The 25737-nt window shown below is 58.4% G+C and carries 30 protein-coding genes; 18 read left to right on the top strand and 12 right to left on the bottom strand.

Annotation, left to right across the window (positions count from 1 at the left end; genetic code table 11):
* Positions 1-20 precede the first annotated feature (20 nt).
* Complete coding sequence (locus tag TRM7615_RS02990) at positions 21-776, bottom strand: class II aldolase and adducin N-terminal domain-containing protein (protein ID WP_108785395.1); 756 nt, start codon at positions 774-776, stop codon at positions 21-23.
* A 126-nt stretch (positions 777-902) separates the two neighbouring features.
* On the opposite strand from TRM7615_RS02990, the gene TRM7615_RS02985 reads away from it, so the two are divergent.
* On the top strand, positions 903-1778 hold the full coding sequence (locus TRM7615_RS02985) for a LysR family transcriptional regulator (RefSeq protein WP_108785394.1): 876 nt from the start codon (positions 903-905) through the stop codon (positions 1776-1778).
* Between the two features lie 147 nt (positions 1779-1925).
* On the opposite strand, the gene TRM7615_RS02980 is transcribed toward TRM7615_RS02985, so the two are convergent.
* Both TRM7615_RS02980 and arsC read right to left on the bottom strand, forming a co-directional pair.
* Entirely contained in the window at positions 1926-2354 is a 429-nt protein-coding gene (locus TRM7615_RS02980; RefSeq protein WP_108785393.1) for a VOC family protein, read from the bottom strand.
* Positions 2355-2431: 77 nt separating this feature from the next.
* The gene (gene arsC, locus TRM7615_RS02975; protein WP_108785392.1) at positions 2432-2857 is read right to left on the bottom strand and encodes an arsenate reductase (glutaredoxin); all 426 of its coding nucleotides are present in this window, start codon (positions 2855-2857) and stop codon (positions 2432-2434) included.
* Positions 2858-2945: 88 nt separating this feature from the next.
* Between arsC and ade the strand changes: the two genes are divergently transcribed.
* From ade to TRM7615_RS02945, 6 genes are all read left to right on the top strand, one after another.
* Positions 2946-4748, top strand: a complete 1803-nt coding sequence (gene ade / locus TRM7615_RS02970) for an adenine deaminase (RefSeq protein WP_108785391.1) — start codon at positions 2946-2948, stop codon at positions 4746-4748.
* Positions 4745-6208: an AMP nucleosidase gene (locus TRM7615_RS02965; protein ID WP_108785390.1), complete on the top strand. Its 1464-nt coding sequence runs from the start codon at positions 4745-4747 to the stop codon at positions 6206-6208. The genes ade and TRM7615_RS02965 overlap by 4 nt, the downstream gene beginning before the upstream one ends.
* 131 nt (positions 6209-6339) lie before the next feature.
* A complete protein-coding gene (locus tag TRM7615_RS02960; RefSeq protein ID WP_085797769.1) occupies positions 6340-6627 on the top strand; it encodes an HU family DNA-binding protein in 288 nt (95 codons plus the stop codon).
* 197 nt (positions 6628-6824) lie between these two features.
* Positions 6825-8036 carry a GTP-binding protein gene (locus tag TRM7615_RS02955; protein WP_108785389.1) on the top strand — a complete coding sequence of 404 codons (1212 nt, stop codon included), beginning with the start codon at positions 6825-6827 and terminating at the stop codon, positions 8034-8036.
* Positions 8033-8686 (top strand): DUF1826 domain-containing protein, encoded by a 654-nt coding sequence (locus TRM7615_RS02950; RefSeq protein WP_108785388.1) that lies wholly within the window; start codon positions 8033-8035, stop codon positions 8684-8686. Before TRM7615_RS02955 ends, TRM7615_RS02950 begins: the two co-directional genes overlap by 4 nt.
* Positions 8687-8829: 143 nt before the next feature.
* Positions 8830-9708, top strand: a complete 879-nt coding sequence (locus tag TRM7615_RS02945) for a DMT family transporter (RefSeq protein WP_108785387.1) — start codon at positions 8830-8832, stop codon at positions 9706-9708.
* On the opposite strand, the gene TRM7615_RS02940 is transcribed toward TRM7615_RS02945, so the two are convergent.
* A complete protein-coding gene (locus TRM7615_RS02940; protein ID WP_108785386.1) occupies positions 9705-10226 on the bottom strand; it encodes a glutathione peroxidase in 522 nt (173 codons plus the stop codon). The genes TRM7615_RS02945 and TRM7615_RS02940 overlap by 4 nt on opposite strands.
* A 138-nt stretch (positions 10227-10364) precedes the next feature.
* Between TRM7615_RS02940 and msrB the strand changes: the two genes are divergently transcribed.
* Both msrB and msrA read left to right on the top strand, forming a co-directional pair.
* The gene (gene msrB / locus TRM7615_RS02935; protein ID WP_108785385.1) at positions 10365-10814 is read left to right on the top strand and encodes a peptide-methionine (R)-S-oxide reductase MsrB; all 450 of its coding nucleotides are present in this window, start codon (positions 10365-10367) and stop codon (positions 10812-10814) included.
* On the top strand, positions 10811-11323 hold the full coding sequence (gene msrA / locus TRM7615_RS02930) for a peptide-methionine (S)-S-oxide reductase MsrA (protein WP_108785384.1): 513 nt from the start codon (positions 10811-10813) through the stop codon (positions 11321-11323). Before msrB ends, msrA begins: the two co-directional genes overlap by 4 nt.
* 51 nt (positions 11324-11374) lie before the next feature.
* Here the strand turns inward: msrA and TRM7615_RS02925 are convergent, their stop codons facing one another.
* The 6 genes from TRM7615_RS02925 to TRM7615_RS02900 form a co-directional block, all read right to left on the bottom strand.
* Positions 11375-12079 (bottom strand): class II aldolase/adducin family protein, encoded by a 705-nt coding sequence (locus tag TRM7615_RS02925; RefSeq protein ID WP_165821346.1) that lies wholly within the window; start codon positions 12077-12079, stop codon positions 11375-11377.
* A 70-nt stretch (positions 12080-12149) separates the two neighbouring features.
* Positions 12150-14153 carry a hydantoinase/oxoprolinase family protein gene (locus tag TRM7615_RS02920; protein WP_108785382.1) on the bottom strand — a complete coding sequence of 668 codons (2004 nt, stop codon included), beginning with the start codon at positions 14151-14153 and terminating at the stop codon, positions 12150-12152.
* Positions 14154-14226: 73 nt separating this feature from the next.
* Positions 14227-15264 (bottom strand): tRNA epoxyqueuosine(34) reductase QueG, encoded by a 1038-nt coding sequence (gene queG, locus TRM7615_RS02915; RefSeq protein ID WP_108785381.1) that lies wholly within the window; start codon positions 15262-15264, stop codon positions 14227-14229.
* A gap of 28 nt (positions 15265-15292) precedes the next feature.
* Complete coding sequence (fzlA, locus tag TRM7615_RS02910) at positions 15293-15958, bottom strand: FtsZ-binding protein FzlA (protein WP_108785492.1); 666 nt, start codon at positions 15956-15958, stop codon at positions 15293-15295.
* 57 nt (positions 15959-16015) lie between these two features.
* Complete coding sequence (gene mtgA, locus TRM7615_RS02905) at positions 16016-16756, bottom strand: monofunctional biosynthetic peptidoglycan transglycosylase (RefSeq protein ID WP_108785380.1); 741 nt, start codon at positions 16754-16756, stop codon at positions 16016-16018.
* 40 nt (positions 16757-16796) lie between these two features.
* Complete coding sequence (locus TRM7615_RS02900) at positions 16797-17945, bottom strand: NnrS family protein (RefSeq protein ID WP_108785379.1); 1149 nt, start codon at positions 17943-17945, stop codon at positions 16797-16799.
* Between the two features lie 182 nt (positions 17946-18127).
* Between TRM7615_RS02900 and TRM7615_RS02895 the strand changes: the two genes are divergently transcribed.
* From TRM7615_RS02895 to TRM7615_RS02865, 7 genes are all read left to right on the top strand, one after another.
* Positions 18128-18742, top strand: coding sequence for a ribonuclease D (locus TRM7615_RS02895; protein WP_108785378.1), 615 nt, complete (start codon positions 18128-18130; stop codon positions 18740-18742).
* Positions 18739-19698 (top strand): KpsF/GutQ family sugar-phosphate isomerase, encoded by a 960-nt coding sequence (locus TRM7615_RS02890; protein ID WP_108785377.1) that lies wholly within the window; start codon positions 18739-18741, stop codon positions 19696-19698. Before TRM7615_RS02895 ends, TRM7615_RS02890 begins: the two co-directional genes overlap by 4 nt.
* Positions 19699-19709: 11 nt before the next feature.
* The gene (locus TRM7615_RS02885) at positions 19710-20309 is read left to right on the top strand and encodes an LptA/OstA family protein (protein WP_108785376.1); all 600 of its coding nucleotides are present in this window, start codon (positions 19710-19712) and stop codon (positions 20307-20309) included.
* A 33-nt stretch (positions 20310-20342) separates the two neighbouring features.
* The gene (gene lptA, locus TRM7615_RS02880; protein WP_108785491.1) at positions 20343-20804 is read left to right on the top strand and encodes a lipopolysaccharide transport periplasmic protein LptA; all 462 of its coding nucleotides are present in this window, start codon (positions 20343-20345) and stop codon (positions 20802-20804) included.
* Complete coding sequence (lptB, locus tag TRM7615_RS02875) at positions 20804-21562, top strand: LPS export ABC transporter ATP-binding protein (RefSeq protein WP_085797753.1); 759 nt, start codon at positions 20804-20806, stop codon at positions 21560-21562. Before lptA ends, lptB begins: the two co-directional genes overlap by 1 nt.
* A gap of 255 nt (positions 21563-21817) precedes the next feature.
* On the top strand, positions 21818-22381 hold the full coding sequence (hpf, locus tag TRM7615_RS02870) for a ribosome hibernation-promoting factor, HPF/YfiA family (RefSeq protein WP_108785375.1): 564 nt from the start codon (positions 21818-21820) through the stop codon (positions 22379-22381).
* A gap of 71 nt (positions 22382-22452) precedes the next feature.
* Positions 22453-22917, top strand: a complete 465-nt coding sequence (locus TRM7615_RS02865; RefSeq protein ID WP_108785490.1) for a PTS sugar transporter subunit IIA — start codon at positions 22453-22455, stop codon at positions 22915-22917.
* 68 nt (positions 22918-22985) lie between these two features.
* Here TRM7615_RS02865 and dalA read toward each other — a convergent pair whose 3' ends face one another.
* Positions 22986-23498 carry a divisome-associated lipoprotein DalA gene (gene dalA, locus TRM7615_RS02860; RefSeq protein ID WP_108785374.1) on the bottom strand — a complete coding sequence of 171 codons (513 nt, stop codon included), beginning with the start codon at positions 23496-23498 and terminating at the stop codon, positions 22986-22988.
* Positions 23499-23666: 168 nt separating this feature from the next.
* Here dalA and TRM7615_RS02855 point away from each other — a divergent pair, with 168 nt between their 5' ends.
* Positions 23667-24266, top strand: a complete 600-nt coding sequence (locus TRM7615_RS02855) for a L,D-transpeptidase (protein WP_108785373.1) — start codon at positions 23667-23669, stop codon at positions 24264-24266.
* A gap of 139 nt (positions 24267-24405) precedes the next feature.
* Complete coding sequence (locus tag TRM7615_RS02850) at positions 24406-24588, top strand: hypothetical protein (protein ID WP_108785372.1); 183 nt, start codon at positions 24406-24408, stop codon at positions 24586-24588.
* Between the two features lie 79 nt (positions 24589-24667).
* Here TRM7615_RS02850 and hemH read toward each other — a convergent pair whose 3' ends face one another.
* Positions 24668-25717 carry a ferrochelatase gene (hemH, locus tag TRM7615_RS02845; protein WP_108785371.1) on the bottom strand — a complete coding sequence of 350 codons (1050 nt, stop codon included), beginning with the start codon at positions 25715-25717 and terminating at the stop codon, positions 24668-24670.
* Positions 25718-25737: the final 20 nt, after the last annotated feature.

Genomic DNA, 25737 nt, shown 5'->3' with positions numbered 1-25737 from the left:
GGCTTGGCGGCTAACGCCGCTTAGCTCGCGTAGTCAGACCCTTCTGCGTCCAGGATCGCTTTCATTTCGCGCATGTGCGCTTCGGCCTGGCTTGGATAATCCTCAAGCTCTTGCGCGGTTTTCTCGGCGATCTCGTCGCTGAGCACCCGCAGCTTTTGGCCGGTTTGCAAGGCTCGGATATAGGTCTCGGCCGCGCGCTCAAAATAGTAGAGCCGGTTGAACGCGTCCGCCGCGTCACTGCCAATCACCAGAACCCCATGGTTGCCCATGATCATGACCTTTTTCTTGGGGTCGTTCAGCATTGTGGCGCAGCGCTCACCTTCGCTCTCAAAAGCCAGCCCGCCGAACTCGTCATCAATCACGTAGCGATTGTAGAAGGTGGCGGTGTTCTGATCGATCGGGAGGATGTTGCTGTCCGCCAACGAGGCCAGAACGGTGGCGTGGATCGAATGCACGTGCATCACACAACGCGCATGCGGGCAGTGACGGTGGATCGAACCGTGCAGGCCCCAAGCAGTCGGGTCCGGCGCGCCTGGCATGTCCATTGTGTTCGGATCATTTGCATCCAGCAGCAACAGGTTCGATGCCTTCACACGACTGAAGTGCATCTGGTTCGGGTTCATCAGGAACTGCGTGCCGTCGTCGTTCACGGCCAGGCTGAAGTGGTTCGCCACCGCCTCGTGCATGTTCAGTTTGACGGTCCAGCGAAAGGCCGCCGCCATATCAACCCGCTCGGACCAGTGATCCATATTGGGTCGCAGATTTGTCACGCTCATCGCCGATTCTCCCTGATGCCGAGGCGGTTTCCCTAGGTGATCAAGAACCTGCATCCCGGACTTGCATTTGACCAACGAAAAAAACGAAGCTATCTCATTAGCGTTACTAATGACAGAGTTATACATATGCAGAAACCCCTCCCCCCTTTGGGCTGGCTTCGCACGTTCGAGGCCGCAGCGCGCCACCTGTCGTTCACCGGTGCTGCGCGCGATCTGAACATGACGCAAAGCGCGGTCAGCCAGCAGATCAAATCGCTTGAAGGACACCTGGGACGCCCGCTGTTTCATCGCCGTCCCCGGGCGCTGGAGCTGACGGAAACCGGGATCACCTATCTGCCGGTCGTGCGCGAGGCTTTTCGAACCCTGGTGCGGGGGACCCAAGCGGTGGTCGGGGATCAGGTGAATGCGGTGCAGGTGCAATCGAACATCACCTTTGCCGTGAATTGGCTTGCGCCAAAGCTGCCCCGGTTCCGCGCGCTGCATCCGGACGTTCAGTTGAACATCTTCACCGAGCTTTGGGAGCCGCGAGAAATGGCCGAAGGCGCCGCGGTTGAAATTCGCTATTCCCTGCGGCCAGCCGACACGGTCCGGACCGAGCTGTTGCGGACCGATCACTATTATCCGGTGTGCGCACCGGGGTACTCTGTGACGTTGGAAAACCTGCAGGACCAACCGCTCTATGATTGCTCGAACCTGTTGTCCAACTGGTCGAATTGGGCCGAAGATCAGGGTCTAATATGGGGAAATCCGCCAATCACATATGCCACGACGTATATGGTCAGCCTGTCGGTTGCGATGGCCAGAGGAGGGTTGTGTTTGGCACATGACACGATCGTACGCGGATTGATTGGCGAGAGCCGCTTAATTGCGCCCTTTGCGCATCGCGCGGTCATGCCTGAGGCTTACTATTTGCTGTTGTCACCCCAAGCGGAAGAAAACCCCGGTGCTATCGCCTTTACCAACTGGCTGAGATCCGAAATCGCGGCTGAAGTCGTTTCCTGATCCGCAAGCACTCCCGCCCGTTGTCGATGTTCCTGGCGGACCACCTCCTCCCGTTGGGCCGGGCAGGCGCGGGCAACGCCCGCGCCTGCCCGGCCCCCCGCCGTCCGCAGGACGCGTGACCGCAAGGTCGCGCCATTTGGAGATTGTTCAAACTAGCTTTTTGGGTCTGCTCGGCACCCAAGCGTACCCATCGGCACACAGAATATACGCCTCTCGCAGCCCATGTGGTTTGTCCGTTGCAACTTGCAAAACCGTGGCCCCAAAAGCCTCGGCCCGTTGCACGGCCTCATCCGGGTCGCTGTCATACAGGCGGATTTCCAATCCGGCCCCGCGTGGCGGGTTTTCCGGCAAAAGATTCAGCAACGGGTTCGCGTGATAAGTGCCATCGCTATGCAGCTGAAACACCTGGTTGCCATAGGTCACGATGGCGAAATCCGCTGTCACCTGATGACTGCACATCCCGAATACCTCCGCCAGAAAGGTGCATTCAGCCTGCACATCCCGCACCAACAGGTTCAGGCCGATCCCTCTCAGCGACCGTCCAAACGCATCGGCATCTACTGTTTCATAGTCCATGTCTTGCCCCCCTTCCGTCCCCCGATGAGAGCGAAAAGAGCGTCAACTCACAAGGGGATTTCCGACTGGATTGCGGCTCATTCCGGCAGCCGGTTTCCGTGTTCGTCGATCAACACCGCGCCATCCTCCTTGGCCCAAGGTGCGGGCGGCCTGCTGTCCAGCAGATCCAGGACTGCACCAGACGGGCGACAGAGCATTACGCCGTTGGCGCAGGCCACGATGGGGCGATTCACCAGAACCGGATGCGCCAGCATCGCATCAAGCAGTGCGGCGTCCGAAACGGACGGATCGAGCAACCCAAGCTCTTCGGCCGGGGATTTGCTTGTGCGCAAGGCTTGGCGCGGTGTGATGCCAGCTGCGGCAAACAACGCTTGCAACTGCGGGCGGGTCCAGCCGGTGTCCAAGTATTCGACAACGACCGGATCATAGCCTGCGTCGAGGATGATTTGCAGCACATTGCGAGAGGTGCCGCAGGCGGGGTTGTGATGAATAACGATTTTCATGGGACCCTATACCCGACCAGATGTAACCCTTTCATGATACCGCGACGGGAGGGGTTGCACAGGCGCTAACATTCGGGAAAGTTGAGCCATGGAACAGACAACTTTCCCCACCTGGCCCGAAGTGGCCCCCCGTTTGATCGCCGTCGCCGCCGGACGCGAGGCCGCCGACACCGTCATCACCGGTGGAACCTGGGTCAATGTGCATACGCGCGAAGCCCTACCTGATCATTCGATCGCAATCGCCGCAGGTCGGATCGCCTTTGTCGGTCCCGACGCCAGCCATTGCACCGGCCCCGATACGCAACTCATCGAGGCCAAAGGCCGTTACATGATCCCCGGCCTGTGCGACGGCCACATGCACATCGAAAGCGGCATGCTGACGCCCGCCGAGTTTGCTCGCGCCGTGATCCCTCATGGCACCACATCAATGTTCACCGACCCGCATGAGATCGCCAATGTGCTGGGTCTGGACGGTGTTCGCATGATGCATGACGAGGCGCTGATGCAACCCGTCAACATCTTTACCCAAATGCCGTCCTGCGCACCCTCGGCGCCGGGCCTGGAAACCACCGGCTATGAAATCAGCCCCGAGGATGTGGCCGAGGCGATGACCTGGCCCGGCATTATCGGCTTGGGCGAGATGATGAACTTTCCTGGCGTGTCAAACGCCGACCCCAAAATGCTAGCCGAGATTGCGGCGACGCAACGCGCAGGCAAGACTGTGGGCGGGCACTATGCCTCGCCCGATTTGGGCCCGGCCTTTGCGGCCTATGTCGCGGGTGGCCCTGCGGATGATCACGAAGGGACGTGTGAGGCGGATGCCATTGCCCGCGTGCGCCAGGGCATGCGGTCGATGATGCGACTGGGGTCTGCCTGGTATGACGTTGAAAGCCAGATCACAGCAGTAACGGAAAAGGGTCTGGATCCGCGCAACTTCATCCTGTGTACCGATGACTGCCATTCCGGCACGTTGGTCAATGACGGTCATATGAACCGGGTGGTGCGACACGCAATTGCTTGCGGCTGTGATCCGTTGATTGCGCTGCAGATGGCGACGATCAACACGGCTACTCACTTTGGATTGGAGCGCGAGATTGGTTCGATCACACCGGGGCGTCGGGCCGATGTTATCTTGACTTCCAACCTGACCGACCTGCCGATTGAAACCGTGATCGCACGCGGGAAAATCGTTGCTGAAAACGGCTCTATCAAAGTGGATTGTCCTCATTTCGACTGGCCCGACACTGCGCGCGGCACAGTGCATCTGGGTCATGAGTTGGGCGCCACGGACTTTGAAATCAAAGCGCCTGAAGGTGCCAATTCCGTCCGCGCCAATGTAATAGGTGTTGTGGAAAACCAGGCCCCGACCAAGGCGCTCAAGGCCGATCTTCCGGTGCGTGAGGGGCTAGTCGAAGGTGATGGAGAGACCTGCCAAATCGCACTAGTGGAACGACACCGGGCCACGGGCGGGGTGACCAACGCCTTTGTCTCGGGCTTTGGCTACCAGGGGCGCATGGCCATGGCATCGACCGTGGCGCATGACAGCCACCATATGATTGTCGTCGGGACAGACCGGGCGCAGATGGCACTTGCTGCGAACCGGCTGGCCGAGGTGGGCGGCGGCATCACCATTTGGCGAGACGGCGAAGAGCTGGCGCTGGTGGAACTGCCCATTGCCGGGCTCATGTCCGACAGCCCAGCCACGGACGTCGCCGCGAAAGCCGAGCAGATGGTTGCCGCCATGCAATCGTGCGGCTGTGACCTGAACAACGCATACATGCAGCATTCGCTGCTGGCCTTGGTGGTGATCCCGGAATTGCGGATATCGGACCTTGGCCTGATCGACGTGCGCACCTTTGAAAAGATTGACCTACTGGACCCACTTGAATGACAGAATACGCCACACCCGAAACCCTTGAACCAGAAAGCTTCACCGACCCTGCGCAAGCCGTCGAGCGGTTGATCGAGCTCTATGATCAGGCGACGGCTTTCCTCTGCCAGCGGTTTTCCGAAGCGATGGTTGAAGGCGCGCCAGAGCGTCATGTGCGTGCGTTCTATCCCGAGGTGCGGATCAAGACGACCAGCTATGCGCAGGTGGACAGCCGACTAAGCTACGGGCATGTGACAAATCCCGGCACCTATGCCACGACCATCACGCAGCCGCGTCTCTTCCGGTCTTACCTGACCCAGCAGATTGCGCTTTTGATCAAGAACCATGGCCAGCCGGTCACCATCGGCCCGTCAACGACGCCTATTCCAGTGCATTTTGCCGTTGCGGCCAACCCCGGACTGACGGTTCCGCAAGAAGGCGCTGCAGGGTTCACCCTACGCGATGTGTTCGACGTGCCGGACCTGAGCACCACCAACGATGATATCGTTAATGGCACCCATGTGCCCAGCAACGGCACCGGCCCACTTGCTCTGTTTACGGCACAGCGTATCGACTATTCGCTGGCGCGGCTGTCACACTACACGGCCACCGATCCGGACCATTTCCAGAACCATGTTTTGTTCACCAACTACCAGTTCTACGTGTCCGAATTCGAAGCCTATGCGCGCGCTCAGTTGGCCGATCCGAACAGCGGTTACATCAGCTTTGTCAGTACCGGCAACGTCGAGATCACGGATGCCGAAACGCCCATCGACACGCCCGCCAAACTGCCTCAGATGCCGACCTATCACCTGAAACGGGCGGATGGGTCGGGGATCACGCTGGTCAACATCGGCGTGGGGCCATCAAACGCCAAGACTGCGACAGACCACATCGCAGTCCTGCGACCGCACGCCTGGTTGATGGTGGGTCACTGCGCAGGTCTGCGAAACACACAGGCGCTTGGCGATTTCGTGCTGGCACATGCCTATCTGCGCGAAGATCACGTACTGGACGACGACCTGCCTGTGTGGGTGCCGATCCCAGCCTTGGCCGAGATTCAGATCGCGTTGGAACAGGCCGTGGCCGAAGTGACGGAACTCGCCGGATACGACCTGAAGCGGGTAATGCGCACCGGCACGGTTGCCACCATCGACAACCGCAACTGGGAACTGCGCGATCAGTCCGGTCCGGTTCAGCGCCTCAGCCAGTCACGCGCCATTGCGCTGGACATGGAAAGCGCCACGATTGCGGCCAATGGCTACAGATTCCGTGTTCCCTATGGCACGTTGCTGTGCGTTTCGGACAAACCGTTGCATGGCGAATTGAAGTTGCCGGGCATGGCATCCGAGTTCTATACAACCCAGGTCAGTCGTCATCTGGCCATCGGAATTCGCGCGATGGAGGCGCTGCGCGGGATGCCTCTGGAGCGCCTACACAGCCGGAAATTGCGCTCGTTTGACGAAACCGCCTTCCTCTGAGCGCAAAAAACCGCCGAAAACCCCATATTTTCTTGGTTTTCGGTGCTACTATTCGTTGTGTTACCTCACAATATCCAGTTAGAGTTACGCGATGAGGCCCAACTGATCGGGCACAGTAAGGAGACCAAGAAATGGCAAAGCCTATGACCAAAACTCAGCTCGTGGCAGCACTGGCCGAGGAAATGGGTACAGATAAAAAAGCCGCTGGCGCAGCACTCGACGCTATCACCGGCCTGATCACCCGCGAAGTTTCCGGCGGTGGCGCCGTGACCCTGCCAGGCGTGGGCAAGATCTATTGCCGTGAGCGTCCAGAGCGTATGGTGCGTAACCCTGCCACTGGCGAACAGTTCAAGAAAGAAGCCGACAAGGTCGTGAAAATGACCATCGCCAAAGCGCTGAAAGACAGCGTGAACGGCTGATCGGATCCTCTTGATCTGAACGAATTGGGGTCGCCAGCTGGCGGCCCTTTTTCGTTGTCGCTTCGTCAGGGTTTGGCGCCCTGGAACTGCACAGCTCAATAGGCTTGCATTCTGTTATGTTATAACATAATTGTCATTGCCGTAGGTAGATTTGGCAATCCTTTCGCAACCGAACTCTCGAATTAAGGACCACGCAGATGAACGACTCCCGCCTTCCTGTTACTGTCCTGTCCGGCTTTTTGGGCGCAGGCAAAACAACGTTGTTGAACCGGGTTCTGAACAATCGTGACGGGCGCAGGGTTGCCGTCATCGTCAACGACATGTCCGAGGTAAACATCGACGCCGATCTCGTGCGCGCAGACACTGAACTCTCGCGAACCGATGAGACGCTGGTAGAGATGTCGAACGGTTGCATCTGCTGCACCCTGCGCGACGACCTGCTGGACGAGGTGCGGCGCCTCGCTGGCGAAGGGCGTTTCGACTATCTTCTGATTGAATCAACCGGCATATCAGAACCCCTGCCCGTCGCCGCCACCTTTGATTTCCGCGACGAGTTTGGCCAGAGCCTGTCCGACGTCTCGCGCCTGGACACGATGGTGACCGTAGTTGATGCCGTGAACCTGCTCGAAGATTACTCCAGCCACGATTTCCTAAGTGACCGCGGCGAGACCATGGGCGAAGAAGACGAGCGCACATTGGTTCACCTTCTCACTGACCAAATCGAGTTCGCTGATGTCGTAATCCTGAACAAGGTGGTGGATGCCGGACCTGAGCGTGTGGATGTCGCCCGCAAAATTATCCGCAGCCTCAACGCAGACGCCAAGATCATCGAAACGAACCAGTCTGACGTGCCTGCAGGTGAAATTCTGGATACTGGCCTGTTTGATTTCGAAAAGGCACATGAACATCCGATGTGGGCAAAAGAGCTCTACGGTTTTGCCGATCACGTCCCCGAAACCGAAGAATACGGCGTCACCAGTTTTGTCTACCGGGCCCGCCAACCCTTTATTCCAGAAAAGGTTCTGGATGTTTTGAATGGAAAGCTATCTGGCGTCATTCGCGCCAAGGGCCATTTCTGGATCGCAACCCGGCCCGATTGGGTCGCAGAATTCTCTCTTGCCGGAGCGTTGTCGTCGATCCAGCCGCTTGGCACCTGGTGGGCCACCGTTCCCGAAGACCGACGGCCCGACCATGAAAGCGCACGTGCCTATATGCAGGCCCATTGGCAGGAACCTTGGGGGGATCGCCGCCAAGAGATCGTGTTCATCGGCAGCGGCATCGACTGGCCCGCACTCAAGGCCAGGCTCGACGGGGCCCTATTGCCCGCCATCGCCGCGACCGGGCCTCATGACCTTCCCGATTTGTCAGATCCCTTCCCGATCTGGCGCCGGAGCGAGGCCGCAGCATGAATGTCATCCGCGAAATCGGAACAGACATCGCATCCCGCGTTGGCATAACGGAAACGCCCGAGGGTCTGGTCGAGCTGAGAAAACCCAAAATTGGTGGCGTGATCTGGCAGCGCAACCCGACGTCGCAATTTCAATCTTGGATCAACACGCTTGATCCAAAGCAATTGCCCAAAACCAGGGTCGTTCTGCGTCCACATGCGGCACGCGATGCAATGCACAAGGTGTGCGAGGTGTCTGGCACCCCAGACTGCTCTGAACGCAATGTGCTGGTTGATGATGTGGCCGCGATGGCGGATGTTTTTGCCAATCTCATGGGTGCGAATTGGCTGCGCCTGCGTCTGGATGCTGTGACAACAAATGCCTGCCGACGGTTCCACATCGATGCCGTCACAGCCCGTTTGGTCTGCACCTATCGCGGAACCGGCACGCAATACGGGATCTTGGGGGACGCGGACGAGCCGGATCACATTTTCACCGCACCAACTGGCGCCCCGATCCTGCTGCGCGGAACGCTTTGGCCCGATCAATCGAAATCACGCCTCGTTCACCGCTCTCCACCGATCGAAGGGACCGGGGAAGCGCGACTGTTGCTTGTTCTTGATCCGGTCGACGAACCGGAAAATGAACCGGATCACCAGTATTTGCATTGATGGGAAGGGGGATGTCTTAACGATTCATTCTGGGCATCCTCCTGCAATGCCTGATCTATTGTATCAACACATACTAACGCACTTGCATGCCTGTGTGATTTGATGAACTGTCCCCTCGCTGCGTGAGGGAGAGGGACAGCATCATGGATATGCGTGCCGTTGTCATGGGGCTAGCCTTTGCATTCATGTGGTCGTCGGCCTTTACGTCGGCGCGGATCATCGTTGCGGATGCCTCGCCCCTGTTTTCCCTGGCTCTGCGATTTCTGATTTCCGGCGTGTTGGGTGTGCTGATCGCGCGCGCCATGGGGCAAAGCTGGCGGCTGACCCGGCCGCAGCTGTTTGCGACGATCATGTTCGGGATATGCCAGAATGCCCTGTATTTGGGTCTGAACTTCTATGCGATGCAAACGATCGAGGCTTCGGTCGCGGCCATCATTGCCTCGACCATGCCGCTGATGGTGGCACTGGCGAATTGGCTGATCTTCAAGGAACGGTTGCGCCCTCTTGGTCTGATCGGTCTACTCATGGGATTTGGCGGCGTGGCACTGATCATGGGCGCGCGGATATCGGGCGGCATCGACATGTTTGGCCTGATGCTCTGCGTATTGGGCGCACTGGCGCTAACCTTTGCCACCCTTTCGGTGCGCGGGGCGACCTCGGGCGGGAACTTCATGATGGTAGTCGGGTTGCAGATGCTTGTAGGCTCGGCCGTCTTGTTTGTTGCCGCCCCGGTGTTTGAAACGATTTACATCAACCCGACGATGCCTTTCCTGCTGGCTTTTGCCTATACCACGCTGGTTCCGGGGCTTGCTGCGACGCTGATCTGGTTCCTGCTGCTGGATCGGATCGGGGCCATTCGCGCCTCAACCTTTCACTTCTTGAACCCGGCGTTCGGCGTTGCTGTGGCCGCAGCTTTGCTGGGTGAAAGTCTGGGGGTACTCGACGGCCTTGGCGTGGCGATCACAACGCTTGGCATTCTCGCGGTACAGCTGGCACGCCAGCCCGCTTCAAAGCGCGCCTAACTCAAAAACTCTTCGATCGCACTGACGATCTTGCCCGAGTCGGGACGGATCGCCGATCCAAACGTTGCGGCGACAGAGCCATCAGGTGCAACCAAGACTTTGTTAAAGTTCCATCGCGGCACAAATCCTGTGTCCTCTTTGACCTGACGATAGAACGGATGTGCCGATGAACCGCGAACCGATGTGATGTCGGTCATCGGAACATCCAGGCCGTAGTTCATTTCGCAGAACTGCTTTACATCCTCGCTGGTGTCCAACTCTTGATTGAAATCGTCAGACGGCACTGCCAGCACGATCAGGCCACGATCACGGTAGCGATCATAGAGCTTTTGAAGACCTGCGTATTGGTCCGTATAGGCGCATTGAGATGCGGTGTTTACCACCAGCACAGGCCGACCCTGCCATTCCTTCAATGAGAGTTTTCCACCGTCGATCGAGTCAAACACGCCGCGAACCGGGCCTGCATGAACCATTTGGCCGATTAACAGCAGCAGGCTTAGAATACCAATTCTGATCATATTGAACCTCCTGGTGCATTTCATACGTCCATCGAACCCGATTGGATGAATTGCACGTTGCTGCTATCTGAGTGAAACAAATCTTTGCTTTTCATTCCACGGCCCCACATACGTGTTCAAATCAGAACCGGAGGTTGCATGACCAAATACACCAAAGACCCTCAGGCCATCGCCGCCCTTTCGCGTGAAGAGTTCTATGTGACCCAAAACAGCGGCACAGAACGTCCCGGCACCGGCAAACTGCTGCACAACAAGGAACCAGGCATCTATGTGGACATCGTGTCGGGCGAGCCGCTGTTTGCCTCGTCCGACAAATACGAATCCGGCTGCGGCTGGCCTAGCTTTACCAAACCTATCGAACCGGCCCACGTGCAAGAGATCGAAGACCGCACCTTGGGCATGATCCGGACCGAGGTCCGCTCGGCCCATGGCGACAGCCATCTGGGACATGTCTTTCCCGACGGCCCGTTGGATCGTGGCGGACTACGGTATTGCATCAACTCTGCCTCGCTTCGTTTCGTGCATCGCGACGACATGGAGACCGAAGGCTATGGCGACTACATCAATCAAGTGGAGGATATCGCATGAGCACTGAACGCGCCGTTCTGGCAGGTGGCTGTTTCTGGGGCATGCAGGACCTGATCCGCAAAATGCCCGGCGTCTCTGGAACCCGCGTGGGTTATACCGGCGGGGATGTTCCCAATGCCACATATCGCGACCATGGCACCCATGCCGAGGGGATCGAGATCTTCTTTGATCCTGCGCAGATCAGCTATCGCAAGCTGCTGGAGTTCTTTTTCCAGATCCATGACCCGACCACGGTGAACCGCCAGGGCAACGATATGGGCATGAGCTATCGCTCGGCGATCTATTATGTGGACGAAGCGCAGAAGGCGACCGCGCTGGACACCATTGCCGACGTGAACGCCAGCGGCCTGTGGCCCGGCAAGGTCGTGACCGAGGTCGAGCCTGTGGGTGATTTCTGGGATGCCGAACCCGAGCATCAGGATTATCTGGAGCGCATTCCCAACGGCTACACCTGCCACTTTGCGCGCCCCGATTGGGTGCTGCCCAAGCGGTCAGAAGCGGCAGAATAAAGTGAAAATTACGCCCCTCCGATCTTGGTGGGGCGTTTCCCTTTAATGGGTTTAATCCGGTTCGTCCCGATCCAATAGTCGCTTCATCGCTGCAAAGTGGAAATCGATCTGCCGTTCGTCCCACATGCCTGCGGCCAGCTTTTCAGAGACATCATCAGGAAGAATGGCAAGCGGACGTCCCGAGGCCATTGCCGTCAGCTGGTATTCGCAAGCCACCTCAAAATTGTAGAAATCGTCATAGGCCCGCGCCACGGTTTCCCCAACCACGGTGATCCCGTGGTGGGCCATGACCACGATGTTGCCGTTTCCGATGGTTGCTGCAATGCGCCCACCTTCGCCGTCATCAAAGGCAGACCCGCTAAAATCGCCGTCGTATGAGACCCGCCCCAAGAACCGCAAAGCATCCTGATGGCAGTTCTCAAGACGCCCCCCTTCGATACAGCCAAGCGCCGTGGAATAGGTCGGATGGGCGTGAAGAACGCAGCGCGCATGGGGAACGGTGCGATGGATGTGGGAATGAATGTAAAAGGCCGACGCCTCAATCTCTCCCTCTCCTTCAACCACATTGCCGTCGTGATCGGCCAACAAAAGGTTCGATGCCGTAACTTCGGACCAATGCAGGCCACGGGCGTTGACCAGGAAATGCCCCTCATCAACCGCCAACGAAAAGTGATTGTCCACACCCCTCTGCCATCCGTTGCGGGCGGCCAGCCTTAGACAAGCAGCCAAGTCAATGCGGTCCTGACGATGTTGCATTGCGATCCTCATATTGATGTCAGTACAGACTGCACCAGGATCGAAAAGCAAGTTTGCAGGATTCCGAGCACTAGCCAACTGCAACACGGGGCCGTCCGCTGGCCTCGACCGTCAGCATACCTTCGACAAAGACATCCCGCGCCTCGATCCTCGCGGTGCGGATGTCGCGTTCAACCAGTACCCGAATATCCGCCGCACCAGCGGCCTTTGCAGCACCTTCAGCTTCTTGGCGCAAAACTGTCTCTAACAAGGTCAAAGCCGCGTCCGATTCGGTGAAATCCTGTGGCCCCGAGTCCAGATGGACGCGGTATTTCCCCTCAGACGGGGATGTCACGGTGCCACTTCGGCGGAATGTGACCCGCCCGACAACGGCCCCTACGGCATTGGCGACACCAGCGTGCTCCGGCAGGATCATGTTGCAACGCAAACGCTCTCCAACAGCGGGGTAATAGCTGGGTGCCGAGGCACCAAGTCCCACCACATCCACGTTCAGCGACGCATCCAATGCCAGCAAGCCGCGGTGGTTGGACAACCCCTTTTGCAGCAGAACATGTCGCGCGAGCTGTTCAGGCGGCACGCCGAAATCTTCGGCCTCTTCCGCAAAAGCAGTCTCTAACAAGGTTAAAGCTGTCTGTTCGGTCAGCTGATCCACGACGATCTGAGCCATAGCACGAGGCGTCGCAGAAATGCGGTCGCCTGTGCCCACACGTTTGCGCGAGAAAAGCTCGAGTGCCTTTTCTGCCGCCGACCGATCCCAACTGTCCAACCGTCCCAAAACGTGACTTGCGTCCGAAGGGGTCACACCAGATACCTGCACGATCCCACGATCCACCAGGCGGCCAAGCGCGCCATGTTCCATGCGGGTTCGCAGCACCTGATCCAAGGGCACCACCCGGTCCCCCAAACGTTCGATCAGAACGGCTTCGCGCTCGCCCACACCATCAACTGGAATACCCGGAACGACCCGCGCAAAGCGGGCGTCGTGTTCGCCGGGCGTCGGTGAATGCAGTTGCGCGTCCAGCACGCCATGCACAACATCGGGCGCCTCAGAGGCGATCAACGAAACGGGCACAACCCGGCGCGGGCCAAGGAACACCCCACCCGTCAGCCCCTCGGTCACCACATGAACCTGACTGTCCCCCCCAAGGCCACTGGTGCGCATTGCGACCGCCTCGACCATGGTGCGAAATCCGCCCACTCGCGCACCTGCGGGGTCAATCGCGGGTTTTCCGTCCTTGATCAGAGCCACATCCGTCGTTGTGCCGCCAATGTCCGAGACCAGCGCATTTTCCGTGTAGGTCAGCCAACAGGCCCCAACAATCGACGCCGCCGGGCCGCTTAGGATTGTCTCGATGGGGCGCTCGCGTGCCTGCTCGGCGCTCATCAGTGCTCCATCGCCACGCACCACCATCATCGGCGCCGTGATCCCCAAGTCCACCAACGTGTCTTGCGCCCGGCCAATCAAGCGGTCGATCATGCCAATCAGACGGGCATTCAACACGGCCGTCACCGCCCGTTTGGGACCGTTCAATTTGGCCGACAGCTGGTGCGAACAAGTCACCGGAACGCCGGTGCGCTCGGTGATGATGCGGGCCGCTTCAAGCTCGTGCGCAGGGTTTCGGGTAGCGAACTGCGCAGCAACCGCATAGCCTGATATTCCCGAGTTGGCGTCAATGAACGCCTCAAGTGCGGCTACATCAAGCGGTGCTTTTTCGCTGCCCGCGTGACTGTGCCCCCCCGCGATCACCAACGCCGGATCACCTTTGAGCGCATCTGAAAGCCCGTGCTTGTCCAGATCTTGCTCGCGAAATCCGATGTAGATCAGCGCAACCCGTCCACCTTGCCCCTCGACCAGGGCGTTGGTGGCCAGCGTGGTCGACAAAGAGGCCAGCGTCACCTGATCCGCGCTGACATCTGCCTGCGCCAGAACCGACTTGATCGCCTTGCCAACGCCAATCGCCAGATCGGCCCGTGTGGTGAGCGACTTGGCCGAGGCGATCACATCCCGTTCGTCCCGGATCAGCACCGCATCCGTATAGGTCCCGCCAGTATCCACGCCCAAAGACAGCGCCATCTTGATCCTCCATTCGCGTCGTGATCCCACCACATAGCGAGTTCGCGCGACACGTCCTGCCTGTTTGCGTCACTTATTGCAATTGTTCCACGGCCCAACGGGCGGCATCGGCCACGGTTGCATCCGCATCTTTGGTCAAACCCTGTGCGGTTGGCATCAATGCCGCATCACCCGAGTTGCCGATCGCATAGAGGACATTGCGCACGAACCGGTCCCGCCCAATCCGTTTGATCGGCGAGCCCGAGAAAAAAGCCCGGAACGCTGTATCATCCAGCGTCGCCAATTCAGCCAACGCCGGAGCTTTAAGCTCTTCACGGGCGGCGTATCGCATGTCACTGGCCGCCACCGCGAATTTGTTCCAAGGACACGCGGCGAGGCAATCGTCGCAACCGTAGATGCGGTTGCCCAGTCTACCCCGCAGCTCTTCGTCTACCGGGCCTTTGTGCTCGATGGTCAGATAAGAAATGCAGCGCCGGGCATCCAATTGGTAGGGCGCAGGAAAAGCATCAGTTGGACAGGCCGCCAAACAAGACCGGCAAGAGCCGCAATGGTTGATCTCAGGCGCGTCTGCGGGCAAGTCGAGTGTGGTAAAAACAGAGCCTATGAAAGCCCAATTGCCCCAATCCCGACTGACGAGGTTGGTATGCTTGCCTTGCCATCCCAGACCAGCAGCCATGCCCAGCGCCTTTTCCGAAACCGGAGCAGTGTCGACAAAAACTTTCACTTCTCCGCCGCCCTCGGCGATCAGCCACCGGGCCAGACGTTTGAGTCGTTTCTTGACCAGATCGTGGTAGTCCTTGTTCTGCGCATAGACCGAAATCGCGCCCTTGTCGGGATGGTCCAGAATGGCGCGAGGGTCGTGATCGGGCGCATAGCTTTCGGCCAACATGATCACCGATTTAGCTTCGGGCCAAAGCTCGGCCGGGTTGCCGCGCCAGTGCATCCGTTCGGCCATCCAGCCCATCTGCCCGTGATACCCGGCCTCGACAAAGGCGGCCAGGCGATCGGGCACCTGCGGGATGTCCCATGGACGGCAAATCCGACAGGATACGAACCCCTCGTCCAGCGCCTGCTGGATCAGTCTCTGTTTCAAATCAGGATCGGTGGTCATCGGAATTGGGCCTCTGCCCAAAGGTCTATCAGAAATCCAGGTCGGCGTAATGGGCCGGTGGGCGAAAGCCCGGGATCTGATCGGCCAGGATCGACCGGAAGGCGGGGCGCGATTTGATTTTGGCGTACCAATCCTTGACGATCTGGCTGCGGTTCCAATCCACGTCCGAGATATAGTCCAATGACGACAGATGCGCCGCGGCCGCAAAATCCGCCAGCGTCATTGCATCGCCTGCCAACCAGCGGCGATGGTCCAACAGCCAGGCCATGTAATCCAGATGGTACTTGATCGCCTTGGCTCCGGCCTTGACGTTGCGGCTGTCGGGGTAGCCTTGACCTGTCATCTTCTTGTTGACCCGCTCATAGAGCAGCTTCGACGTCACCTCGTGATGGAACTTGTCATCGAACCAGCTGATCAGGCGGCGCACCTCATACCGGGCGTCCGCATCCGTGGGCATCAGCGACGGCTCGGGCCGAGTCTCTTCGATGTATTCACAAATGGCGGCGCTTTCAGCCATCATCTTGCCGTCCAGCTTGATCACCGGGACCTTGCCCGCCGGATTTCGGCGCAGGAAATCCGGGTCTTCCTCCCAGTATCTTTCCTCGACCAGCTCGACCTCAATCTTCTTTTCAGCAAGCGAAAGCCGAACTTTGCGGCAAAACGGTGAAAGGGGGACGTGAAACAGGCGCGCCATGATGATCCAGTTGAACGAATGGTGTTGATCCAGCAATGCCCTGTGGCGTCAGGATTTTCAATCCTCGAAACACGAAGCCCGTCCATCTGCGCGGATGGTGGCCGCTCCGTCGATGATTGCCGCAGTCCGCTTGCGCACCTTTGCGCTTGGTTTCGAGGCCGAGCGCGATTTGGGCGCAGGGAGTACAGCCGCGATGCGCGCGGCCTGCAGAGACGTGAGCTTATCCGGCGTCACGTCAAAGTATTCCTGGGCCGCAGCATCAACGCCGAACACGCCCTCATCCATTTCCGCAACGTTCAAATAGACTTCAAGAATGCGCCGCTTGGACCAAACTGCCTCGACTGCGGGTGTAATCGCGGTCTCCAACGCCTTGCGAATCCAACTGCGCCCTTGCCAGAGGAACACGTTCTTGACCACCTGCTGCGAAATGGTGGAGGCCCCGCGCCCGCTGCCGGAATCGATGGCCGCCCGAATCGCGTCGACGTCAAAACCCCAGTGCAGGCAGAAATTCGCATCTTCGGCGGCCACGACAGAACGGGCCATCACCGGGGCAACTTCTTCGATCGGAACCCATTGGCGATCAACCGAGCCCAAACGGCGTTTCTCGGTCCAGATGGTGTGGGTGATCGGCGGATTGACGAATGTGTAGAGCAAGACCATCGCCAGAACGGTCAGGATCAGGATCGTCGTGCCACGCAATGCAAGGAACCCAGCCCACGACAACAGCCAAGGCAACGGTTTCACCCGTGTCTTTGCTTTGGATCTGCTCTTCTTCTTGCCTGCCGTTTTTTTGGCCATGCCCACTCTATACTGGACCTGCGCCGATCCGACAAATGCTCTAAGCGGGTTTTGAGGGGCGCAAAAGCCAGGGTCCAACCCGCAGTACAAAGACACCAAAAGCCGCGATCCAAAGCGTTGCCGACAGATCCAGCATCCAGCCGGGTAAACCCCATAGCGACCACGCCGCACGCAGACCTGCCGCCAGCGCCAGGGCAATCAAGGCCCCATTCATCCACGCATCCGATTTCAACGGACGCCCGGTGTGCCCCATGCTGGCACGCAACATGACGGCCATCGTCATTCCACCAATGGCGGCAATCCCGATGACGTGCAAACCGGCGGCGTAGAACGCCCAGTCCACCGGCGCTGCGGCCAGCATCAGCAATCCCAGCGGGATCATGGCAAAGCACCCATGAAGCGCGAACAGGATAGGGTTGGGCAACGTCCGCAGGCCGCCCCAGCGACCCAAACGCACGGCCTGCAGGAAAGCGGCGATTGCCAATGGTCCAGTAGAAACAAGCGTATCCGGGAAAATGATCCACAAAATCAGAGCCAAAACACTGATGAAAAGACTGATGGCATCGAACCGACCAAAGGTGGGTGGCAGATGCGTATGTCCTTGCTGCTTGAGCCAATTGCGGGTGAAGGCAGGTGTAATCCGCCCCCCGATCAGCATCAGCAAAACCGTGATCGCTGCAAACCCGGCGCGGGTCGCAAATTCGGCATACCCTGTCAGCGCCGTCTCAATGTGAAACCCCAGGTTCGCCAGAGCAAAAACACTGACCGGTCCCACCACGATCAGGTTGCGCCAATTTCGACCGGCGACCACCTCTCGTGTCGTGATCGCCAGAACAGCAAACAGAAACGGCGCCTCTATCCCCGCCGCCGTCCATCCGCTGCCCCAGAGCATCGCAGCACGGCCTGCAACCCACAGCCCCGTCAACCCCACTAACAGCGACCCGGCAAGAGGTGCGCGTCCGGTCCAATTGGGCACGGCCGTCAGCAGAAACCCGGCCAACACGGCCGAGACGTAGCCAAACAGCATCTCATGCATGTGCCACAGGTGGGGATCCCCATAGAGCGTCAGGTCAGCAGCGCCCCGCAACGACAAGATCCAGATCACAATGGACAGGATCGCAAACAGGGACGCGCCCAGAAACATCGGGCGAAATCCGTAGGAAAAGAATGGGGTTTGATGTGGGGACATGTGGACTGCACAACTTGATCGAATTCCAGAGAATTGCCCCGACGTATCACGCGACCCCAAAGTTGAGTTTGTGATAGATCAATCTTTGTGTGTAAGGCGGCTTTACCCGGTTTCCCCATCGCAGTTGAGTTTGGTATCCAAACCCCCTATCTCAGCCGCATACGGCGCAAAGGACATCATTCGTGGCAAACCACCTGTACAAGAACGACCTGCCCGACGGGCTGGATCTGGGCCCAATCGTGGCCATCGATTGCGAAACCATGGGCCTGAACCCGCATCGGGACCGCCTGTGCGTGATCCAGATGTCCGGTGGTGACGGCGACGCGCACATCGTGCAGGTCGAAAAGGGTCAGACGTCGGCACCGAACCTGTGTGCGATGCTGGAAAACCCGGATGTGCTCAAGCTGTTTCACTTTGGACGCTTTGACATCGCGGCGATGTACAACGCCTTTGGCGCGCTGACGGCGCCGGTCTATTGCACCAAGATCGCCAGCCGTCTGGTGCGTACCTACACCGACCGCCACGGGCTTAAGAACCTGACGCAAGAGTTGATCGGCGTCGACATCTCGAAGCAGCAGCAGATGAGCGATTGGGGCGCTGAAACCTTGACCGCCGCGCAACTTGACTATGCCGCCTCCGACGTTCTGCACCTGCACCAACTGCGCGAAGAGCTGAACAAGCGCCTGGCGCGTGAAGGTCGCACCGAGATGGCACAAGCCTGCTTTGATTTTCTGCCGATGCGCGCCAAGCTGGATCTGGCGGGCTGGCCCGAAACGGATATCTTTGCCCACTCATGACCGATTTTCAGGATATCGCGCGCCGCGTCATCGCGGTTGAACAAGATGGGCTTCGCCAATTGGCCGATGGTCTGGACGAGAGTTTTGACAGGGCCGTTGAAACCCTGCTGAACGCCACCGGGCGCATCATCATCTCGGGTATGGGCAAATCCGGCCATATCGCACGCAAAATCGCGGCGACGCTGGCCTCCACCGGGACGCCTGCGCATTTCGTGCACCCGGCCGAAGCCAGCCATGGTGATCTGGGCATGATGGCCCAAGGCGACGTGGCCATGGTCTTGTCCAATTCGGGCGAAACACCCGAGCTGGCCGATATGGTCGCCTATACCCGCCGCTTCAACATCCCGCTGATCGGGGTCGCAAGCCGCCCGGATTCGACCCTGCTCAAGCAATCTGACGTGGCGTTGGTCCTGCCCAAGGCGCAAGAAGCCTGCGGTACTGGCATCGTGCCCACAACCTCGACCACTATGACGTTGGCTTTGGGGGATGCTCTGGCCGTAGCACTGATGGAACATCGCTCGTTCACGCCGGAAAACTTCCGTGAGTTTCATCCAGGTGGCAAATTGGGTGCGCAGCTCAGTAAGGTGCGTGATCTGATGCACCGGGATCTGCCCTTGGTGGCGTCTGGTACGTCCATGGGCGACGCCCTTTTGGTCATGAGCCAAAAAAGCTTTGGTGTCGTTGGAGTGACAGATGCGGCCGGCGCTTTGCTGGGCATCGTGACCGATGGTGACTTGCGTCGCCACATGGAGAACCTGCTTGAACTGGACGTCGATCAGGTGATGACGGACAATCCCCGTACGATCGGCCCTGATGCCATGGCGGAAGAGGCCGTGGCCCTGATGACGCTCCAGACGCCTCAGATCACTTGCCTGTTTATCGTGGATCCGGAAGGCAGCGGCCAAGCCGAGGGGATCTTGCATATCCACGACTGCCTGCGCGCCGGTCTGGGATAGGAGACACCGCCGTGGACGGCTATTCGCGTATGGTTCAACTGCTCAAGGTGCTGCTGCCATTGGCAGCGCTTGCGCTGTTGTCGACCGTGTTCCTGCTGTCCCGTAGCGTTGACCCCAACGCCACCATCCCGTTTGCCGAACAGGACATGGCAGATCGGATGCGTGATCAGCAGGTGACGAAACCTTACTTCTCGGGCACCACCGCCAAAGGCGAAGAAGTGCTGGTCACCGCCCTGATCGCCCGACCCGGCGGGCCAAATTCACCAGCCGAGGCGACCGAGTTGGACGCGCAGATCACTCTGGTCGATGGCAAGATCATCCGCTTGACCTCGGATCTTGGAGAAGTTGCATTGGATCAGGACATAGCCGTCTTTTCTGGCGATGTCCGGATCACGTCGACCGATGGCACTGAAATTCGGACCGAAGTGTTGAACACTGCACTTAGCGGGATCAAGGGATCGACCCCCGGAACGATCACCGGAACAGGCCCAATTGGCGATTTCACGGCTGGAAACATGGAAATGGGGGCAAAAAACGACGATGGACCCATTCACATGGTATTCAAAAACGGGGTGAAGCTGGTATACGATCCCCAAAAGCAAGAAAGATAACCTGTGATCTATTTTCGCGCTCTGATTTTCTGCATGCTTTCGATCCTGGGCGCGGTATCAGCGTCGGCGCAGGGCACCAACGTTGCATTCGGCGCGATCAAGGCGGACCCTTCGCTGCCGGTCGAGGTCACGGCCGACACACTGGACGTGAACCAGGAAAGCGGATCAGCTGAGTTCAAGGGTAACGTATTGGTGGGACAGGGCGAAATGCGCCTGTCGGCCGAGCGCGTTCTGGTCATCTACAACCAGGAACAATCCGGCATCCAACGGATGGAGGCGACCGGGGACGTCGTATTGGTCAATGGCCCGGACGCTGCGCAAGCGCAACGCGCCGATTACACGATCGACACCGGCATCATCGTGATGACGGGAAATGTACTGCTGACACAGGGTGAAAACGCCCTGACCTCGAACAAGATGACTGTCAATCTGATCACCGGAACGGCGCAGATGGTTGGCCGAGTGAAAACAATTCTGAACTCGGACAAGAATTGATGGCGAAACCGAAACTCAGCGTGACCGAAGGCTCCTCGGGGTTGAAAATCGAGAAGCTGCGCAAGTCTTATAGCAAAAAGACCGTGATTCGGGACGTGTCGATGTCGCTGGACCGTTCCGAGGTGGTGGCGCTGCTGGGTCCGAACGGGTCTGGCAAAACGACAACATTCTATTCCATCGCTGGTCTGGTGTTCCCCGAAGCAGGCTCTGTCACCATCGACGGGCAAAACGTCACCACGCTGCCGATGTACCGCCGCGCGCGGTTGGGGATCGGATATCTGCCACAAGAAATGTCGATCTTTCGCGGCCTGAGCGTCGAAGACAACATCTCGGCCGTGCTGGACGTGACTGTCAAACATGCGCACAAGCGCAAGGAACGGCTAGAAGAATTGCTGTCGGATTTCTCCGTCGAGCACCTGCGCCGCGCCCCTGCGCTCGCCCTGTCGGGCGGTGAACGCCGCCGGGTCGAAATTGCCCGATGCCTCGCCGCAGACCCCAAATATCTGCTGCTGGACGAGCCTTTCGCAGGTGTTGACCCAATCAGCGTCGGCGACATCCGCCACCTTGTGGCTGATCTGAAAAAGCGCGGCATCGGCGTGCTGATTACCGACCACAATGTGCGTGAAACGCTCGAGATCGTGGACCGCGCCTATATCTTGCATGATGGCCAGGTTCTGATGTCCGGCACCCCGGAAGAGGTTGTAGACAACGAAAACGTGCGCCGCGTTTATCTGGGCGAAAACTTCCGCATTTCATGACCTTACGGCGGATGGCCGCCGAAGGCGGCGAAGATTCGCACAACTTCTTTGCTGCTTTGCGATTGACTCTCGGCGCGTCTCTTGCCTCAATCAGGGTATGGCAAACTTGCGGTTCGATGCTGTCCTGGTTCGCCCCTTCGTTGAGGGGACGAATGCGACGCAATCTACGCAAATGCCTAATCCAATCACCCGTTATTGACAGGCGCACCCAATCCATTGGGCGTGAATGCGGGTGAGAATTGTGAAGGAGATCACATGCGTTACCAAATCAGCGGAAAACAGATTGATATCGGTGAAGCCCTGCAAACACACGTGCAGACGGAACTGGGCGATGCAGTGGCAAAATATGCGGAACGCCCCACCGACGCCAATGTCGTCTTTTCCCGCTCGGCGCATGAATATGTGTGCGAAACAACCGTGCATCTTTCGACCGGGCTAACCGCCCAGGCCAAGGCGCATGCCAACGAAATCTACGCGGCCTTCGAGGCCTGCTGCGACAAGATGGAGACCCAGCTGCGCCGCTACAAGCGTCGCCTGAAGGATCACCACAAGGATCGGTCTGAGCCGGTTGAAATCTTTGGCGCGTCCTCGTATATCCTCGCGTCGGAAGAACAGAACACCGATAATGAGCCCGAGTCGCTTCAGCCGATTATTGTGGCCGAGATGGAGACAAAGATTCCGTCGCTTTCGGTTGGCGAGGCCGTTATGCAAATGGAGCTGGCTGGCGCCCCGGTGCTGGTCTTTCGGAACGAAGGCAAGGATGGGTTGAACGTGGTGTACCGTCGCGAGGACGGAAACATCGGCTGGATCGACCCGTAATAGGCAAGAATTATCAAATGGCCGCCCTCTGGCATGATGATCAGGGGGCGCCTGTGCGGAGCAAGCAAGACATGGAGCTTTCAAGCATCCTCAAGCCTGAGGCGGTTAAGGTATTTGCCGCTGCCTCGAGCAAGAAACGTCTGTTCCAGGAAATCGCCGAAGTGGCGCACACCGCTCATGGGTTTGAACCCCAATCGACGGTTGAGGCCCTGATGGAACGCGAGAGCCTGGGACCGACTGGCGTTGGTCATGGTGTGGCCCTGCCACATGCGCGCCTGTCGGGCGTGGACACTGTGACCGGTGTGTTTGTCATGCTGGAAAAGCCGATGGACTTTGGGTCGGTCGACCGACAGCCGGTGGACATCGCATTCACTTTGTTTGCTCCAGAAGAGGCCGGTGTCGAGCACCTCAAGGCACTTGCCCTGGTGTCCCGCACCCTGCGCGAACAACCGCTCTGCACCAAGCTGCGGGCCAATTTGGACCCGACCAAGCTTTATGCGATCTTGACCGAGGCACAGTCTGTGCAAGCGGCCTAGGTCAAAATTCAAATTTCAGAATCGAAAAAGGCCCTGCGTGGGGCCCTTTTTGTTGGAACTCCCTGGACTCAACCGCCCATTTCCAACGTCCACCAGATCTTGCCGCCTTTTTCTTGGAACCATGCAAACCCCATGTTGACGGCGCTCGGGTCCAGAATCACGCCACGAGGCCCCGGCTCTTCCATCCAGGCAGCCAAGGTTTCCAGCTCGGTCTCATAGGTTTCCGAGATCGCTTCGCCCACAAGGGGACCCGGGTAACCAGCTCGGGCGATCCGGTCAATCGGCGAGGATCCGTCCGAGCCAAAATGCCAGGGCCGGTTCTGCGCTGCCATGTCACGCGAATGGGTCGCAGCGGCCGCGTTTAGTTGCGCGTTCAGCTGCACCGGGCTCAGACCCGAGGCCGAGCGCAGCGCATTCACCGAATCCAACATGCGGAACTGCAGTTTCGAGGCATTGCCGCGAATCTTGTAAACCTTGGGCAGCGGCAAGCCATCCGCGCCCAACTGACCTGGACCCGAAGTGGGCGTACAGGCAGCCAAGCCCAGAAACAGGATCGTCAAAAGGGAAATCAGTCGCGTCATAAGGCACCCCGGTACATCTATCCGAACATGAGATAGCGCGACATCGGTTCATGCGCAAATGCAACTCTGCCACAGTGCGCGCATTAGAGCCGGTTTGATTTGCGACTGCGGCTTTCGCGCCATATTATGTGTCGAATACTGGGATTGAACACATAAAGGTCTGCAACCATGGTCAAAAAGTCTTTCGAATCCCCGACTCGCCGTAGTTTTTTGATTGGCGCGACGGCTACGTTGGGCACGCCAGCCATAGCTCAATACGTGCCAAACGACCCATTACGCCCTGCGCCCGAGCCGGAACCGGCGGTTCGTCGCAATATTTCGAGCTTCCGCGCGAAGAGTTGGAAACCCTATTTCAGCAACACCCGCAACGGTGCGATTCTGGTAGATACCACCTCGCGCGCGCTGCATTACTGGTCGGACGATCAATCGATCTACAAACTGTACCCGTCGTCCGTGCCTCTGACCGAGGAATTGACTCGCCTTGGTCGCACCAGCGTCATCCGCAAGGTGGAAGGTCCCAGTTGGTCGCCAACCCCTTCGATGAAAAAGCGGAATCCGGAATGGCCGGACCATATTCCGCCGGGTCCAGACAACCCCTTGGGTACCCATGCGTTGTATCTCAGCTGGAAGTACTACCGTATCCACGGCACCCATGACACGCGCAAGATCGGGCGTCGGTCGTCGAACGGATGTATTGGGCTGTACAACGAGCACATCGCTGAATTGTTCTCAATGGCCAAGGTGGGCACTCAAGTGTTGCTTATTTGACGACATTTTGGCGCGCTGAATCGGGTTGGGGGTAAGTAGCGTTTGCAATTCAACCCCATAGCTGATTAGAAAAAAACCACGAGGTAAGTCTTGGCTGCGCGGTTCACTATGCCGAATCGCGCAAATTCTGGAGGTTAATATGAAAAAACTCGTTCTTGCTGCTGCTCTGACTGCTGCTGCTTCGACCGCATACGCTGGCAACATCTCTGAGCCGGTCGTTGAACCGCCGGTCATCGTTGAAGAAACTCAGTCGTCGTCGTCGGGCATCGTCCTGCCGCTGCTGCTGCTGGTTCTGGTCGGCGCCGCTGTTGCATCGTCGTAAGATTTTCAGCTTCGGCTGATACGAAAAAGGCGGTGGTCACCCACCGCCTTTTTCATTTTCTGGAACTGGCCGATCAGCGTCAGTCTATCCAGCCTGATAGATTCTCTGCCACCACTGTGCTCAGCGCCTCGATATGCGCGTCATCGTCGTTCAGGCAGGGGATGTAGGTAAACTGCTCACCTCCCGCTTCCTCAAAGCTCTCCTTGATCTCTTCGTTGATCTCTTCGAGTGTTTCGATGCAGTCAGCCGAGAAGGCGGGCGCACAGACCGCAATGTTCTTTTTTCCCTGCTTTGCAAGATCAGCAACATGGTCAACGGTATAGGGCTTCAACCATTCCTCGGGGCCGAAACGCGACTGAAAAGTCGAGATGATGTCTGTCTCGTCCCAACCCAAGCGCTCGCGCAGCAACCTTGTCGTTTTCACACATTGGCAATGATACGGGTCGCCCTGCTGCAAATACCGCTCAGGCATCCCGTGATACGAACACACCAGAATGTCGGGGCGTGTCGACATGTCCGCATATGCGTGCTCGATCGACTGCGCCAACGCCTCGATGTAACTCGGGTGATCAAAATAGGGGGCGACCGTGCGGCTGGCCGGTTGCCAGGCTTCCTGCATCAGTGCGCGAAAGAACTGATCGTTAGCAGTGGCTGATGTGGCCCCGGCATAGTGCGGATACAGCGGAAAAAACAGAATCTTGTCGCATCCCGCTGCCACCATTTCACGCACTTTCGACGACGTCGACGGGTTGCCATAGCGCATACAGAAATCAACCATCACCCGGTCGCCATAGCGCTCGGTCAGACTTGCCGCCATCTTGGCTGTCTGATCCTTGGTAATCGTCATAAGTGGGCTTTCGCCCTTGTCGTGGTTCCAGATCGACTTGTATGCCGCACCGGAGGTGAACGGCCGCTTGGTCAGGATGATCAGCTGCAAAAGCGGCTGCCATTTCCATTTCGGATAGTCGATCACCCGCTGGTCGGACAAAAACTCGTTCAGATAGCGTCGCATCGGCCAGTACGTATAATCATCCGGCGTGCCCAGATTGGCCAGCAACACGCCGACCTTGCCGAATTTCACCTTTGGGTGGCCGGTCGGCGCATGGGTCGGGCGGGTGGCATCAAACATCTTTGGCGTCCTGAATAAGT

Source organism: Falsiruegeria mediterranea M17 (genome assembly GCF_900302455.1).
GTDB classification, from domain to species: Bacteria; Pseudomonadota; Alphaproteobacteria; order Rhodobacterales; family Rhodobacteraceae; genus Falsiruegeria; species Falsiruegeria mediterranea.
This window is presented reverse-complemented; position numbering and strand designations above follow the sequence as displayed.

Excerpts from the sequence above, each read along its gene's own strand:
- TRM7615_RS02990 (WP_108785395.1), bottom strand. The coding sequence starts at position 776 with ATGAGCGTGACAAATCTGCGACCCAATATGGATCACTGGTCCGAGCGG.
- TRM7615_RS02985 (WP_108785394.1), top strand. The coding sequence starts at position 903 with ATGCAGAAACCCCTCCCCCCTTTGGGCTGGCTTCGCACGTTCGAGGCC.
- TRM7615_RS02980 (WP_108785393.1), bottom strand. The coding sequence starts at position 2,354 with ATGGACTATGAAACAGTAGATGCCGATGCGTTTGGACGGTCGCTGAGA.
- arsC (WP_108785392.1), bottom strand. The coding sequence starts at position 2,857 with ATGAAAATCGTTATTCATCACAACCCCGCCTGCGGCACCTCTCGCAAT.
- ade (WP_108785391.1), top strand. The coding sequence starts at position 2,946 with ATGGAACAGACAACTTTCCCCACCTGGCCCGAAGTGGCCCCCCGTTTG.
- TRM7615_RS02965 (WP_108785390.1), top strand. The coding sequence starts at position 4,745 with ATGACAGAATACGCCACACCCGAAACCCTTGAACCAGAAAGCTTCACC.
- TRM7615_RS02960 (WP_085797769.1), top strand. The coding sequence starts at position 6,340 with ATGGCAAAGCCTATGACCAAAACTCAGCTCGTGGCAGCACTGGCCGAG.
- TRM7615_RS02955 (WP_108785389.1), top strand. The coding sequence starts at position 6,825 with ATGAACGACTCCCGCCTTCCTGTTACTGTCCTGTCCGGCTTTTTGGGC.
- TRM7615_RS02950 (WP_108785388.1), top strand. The coding sequence starts at position 8,033 with ATGAATGTCATCCGCGAAATCGGAACAGACATCGCATCCCGCGTTGGC.
- TRM7615_RS02945 (WP_108785387.1), top strand. The coding sequence starts at position 8,830 with ATGGATATGCGTGCCGTTGTCATGGGGCTAGCCTTTGCATTCATGTGG.
- TRM7615_RS02940 (WP_108785386.1), bottom strand. The coding sequence starts at position 10,226 with ATGATCAGAATTGGTATTCTAAGCCTGCTGCTGTTAATCGGCCAAATG.
- msrB (WP_108785385.1), top strand. The coding sequence starts at position 10,365 with ATGACCAAATACACCAAAGACCCTCAGGCCATCGCCGCCCTTTCGCGT.
- msrA (WP_108785384.1), top strand. The coding sequence starts at position 10,811 with ATGAGCACTGAACGCGCCGTTCTGGCAGGTGGCTGTTTCTGGGGCATG.
- TRM7615_RS02925 (WP_165821346.1), bottom strand. The coding sequence starts at position 12,079 with ATGCAACATCGTCAGGACCGCATTGACTTGGCTGCTTGTCTAAGGCTG.
- TRM7615_RS02920 (WP_108785382.1), bottom strand. The coding sequence starts at position 14,153 with ATGGCGCTGTCTTTGGGCGTGGATACTGGCGGGACCTATACGGATGCG.
- queG (WP_108785381.1), bottom strand. The coding sequence starts at position 15,264 with ATGACCACCGATCCTGATTTGAAACAGAGACTGATCCAGCAGGCGCTG.
- fzlA (WP_108785492.1), bottom strand. The coding sequence starts at position 15,958 with ATGGCGCGCCTGTTTCACGTCCCCCTTTCACCGTTTTGCCGCAAAGTT.
- mtgA (WP_108785380.1), bottom strand. The coding sequence starts at position 16,756 with ATGGCCAAAAAAACGGCAGGCAAGAAGAAGAGCAGATCCAAAGCAAAG.
- TRM7615_RS02900 (WP_108785379.1), bottom strand. The coding sequence starts at position 17,945 with ATGTCCCCACATCAAACCCCATTCTTTTCCTACGGATTTCGCCCGATG.
- TRM7615_RS02890 (WP_108785377.1), top strand. The coding sequence starts at position 18,739 with ATGACCGATTTTCAGGATATCGCGCGCCGCGTCATCGCGGTTGAACAA.
- lptA (WP_108785491.1), top strand. The coding sequence starts at position 20,343 with ATGCTTTCGATCCTGGGCGCGGTATCAGCGTCGGCGCAGGGCACCAAC.
- lptB (WP_085797753.1), top strand. The coding sequence starts at position 20,804 with ATGGCGAAACCGAAACTCAGCGTGACCGAAGGCTCCTCGGGGTTGAAA.
- hpf (WP_108785375.1), top strand. The coding sequence starts at position 21,818 with ATGCGTTACCAAATCAGCGGAAAACAGATTGATATCGGTGAAGCCCTG.
- TRM7615_RS02865 (WP_108785490.1), top strand. The coding sequence starts at position 22,453 with ATGGAGCTTTCAAGCATCCTCAAGCCTGAGGCGGTTAAGGTATTTGCC.
- dalA (WP_108785374.1), bottom strand. The coding sequence starts at position 23,498 with ATGACGCGACTGATTTCCCTTTTGACGATCCTGTTTCTGGGCTTGGCT.
- TRM7615_RS02855 (WP_108785373.1), top strand. The coding sequence starts at position 23,667 with ATGGTCAAAAAGTCTTTCGAATCCCCGACTCGCCGTAGTTTTTTGATT.
- TRM7615_RS02850 (WP_108785372.1), top strand. The coding sequence starts at position 24,406 with ATGAAAAAACTCGTTCTTGCTGCTGCTCTGACTGCTGCTGCTTCGACC.
- hemH (WP_108785371.1), bottom strand. The coding sequence starts at position 25,717 with ATGTTTGATGCCACCCGCCCGACCCATGCGCCGACCGGCCACCCAAAG.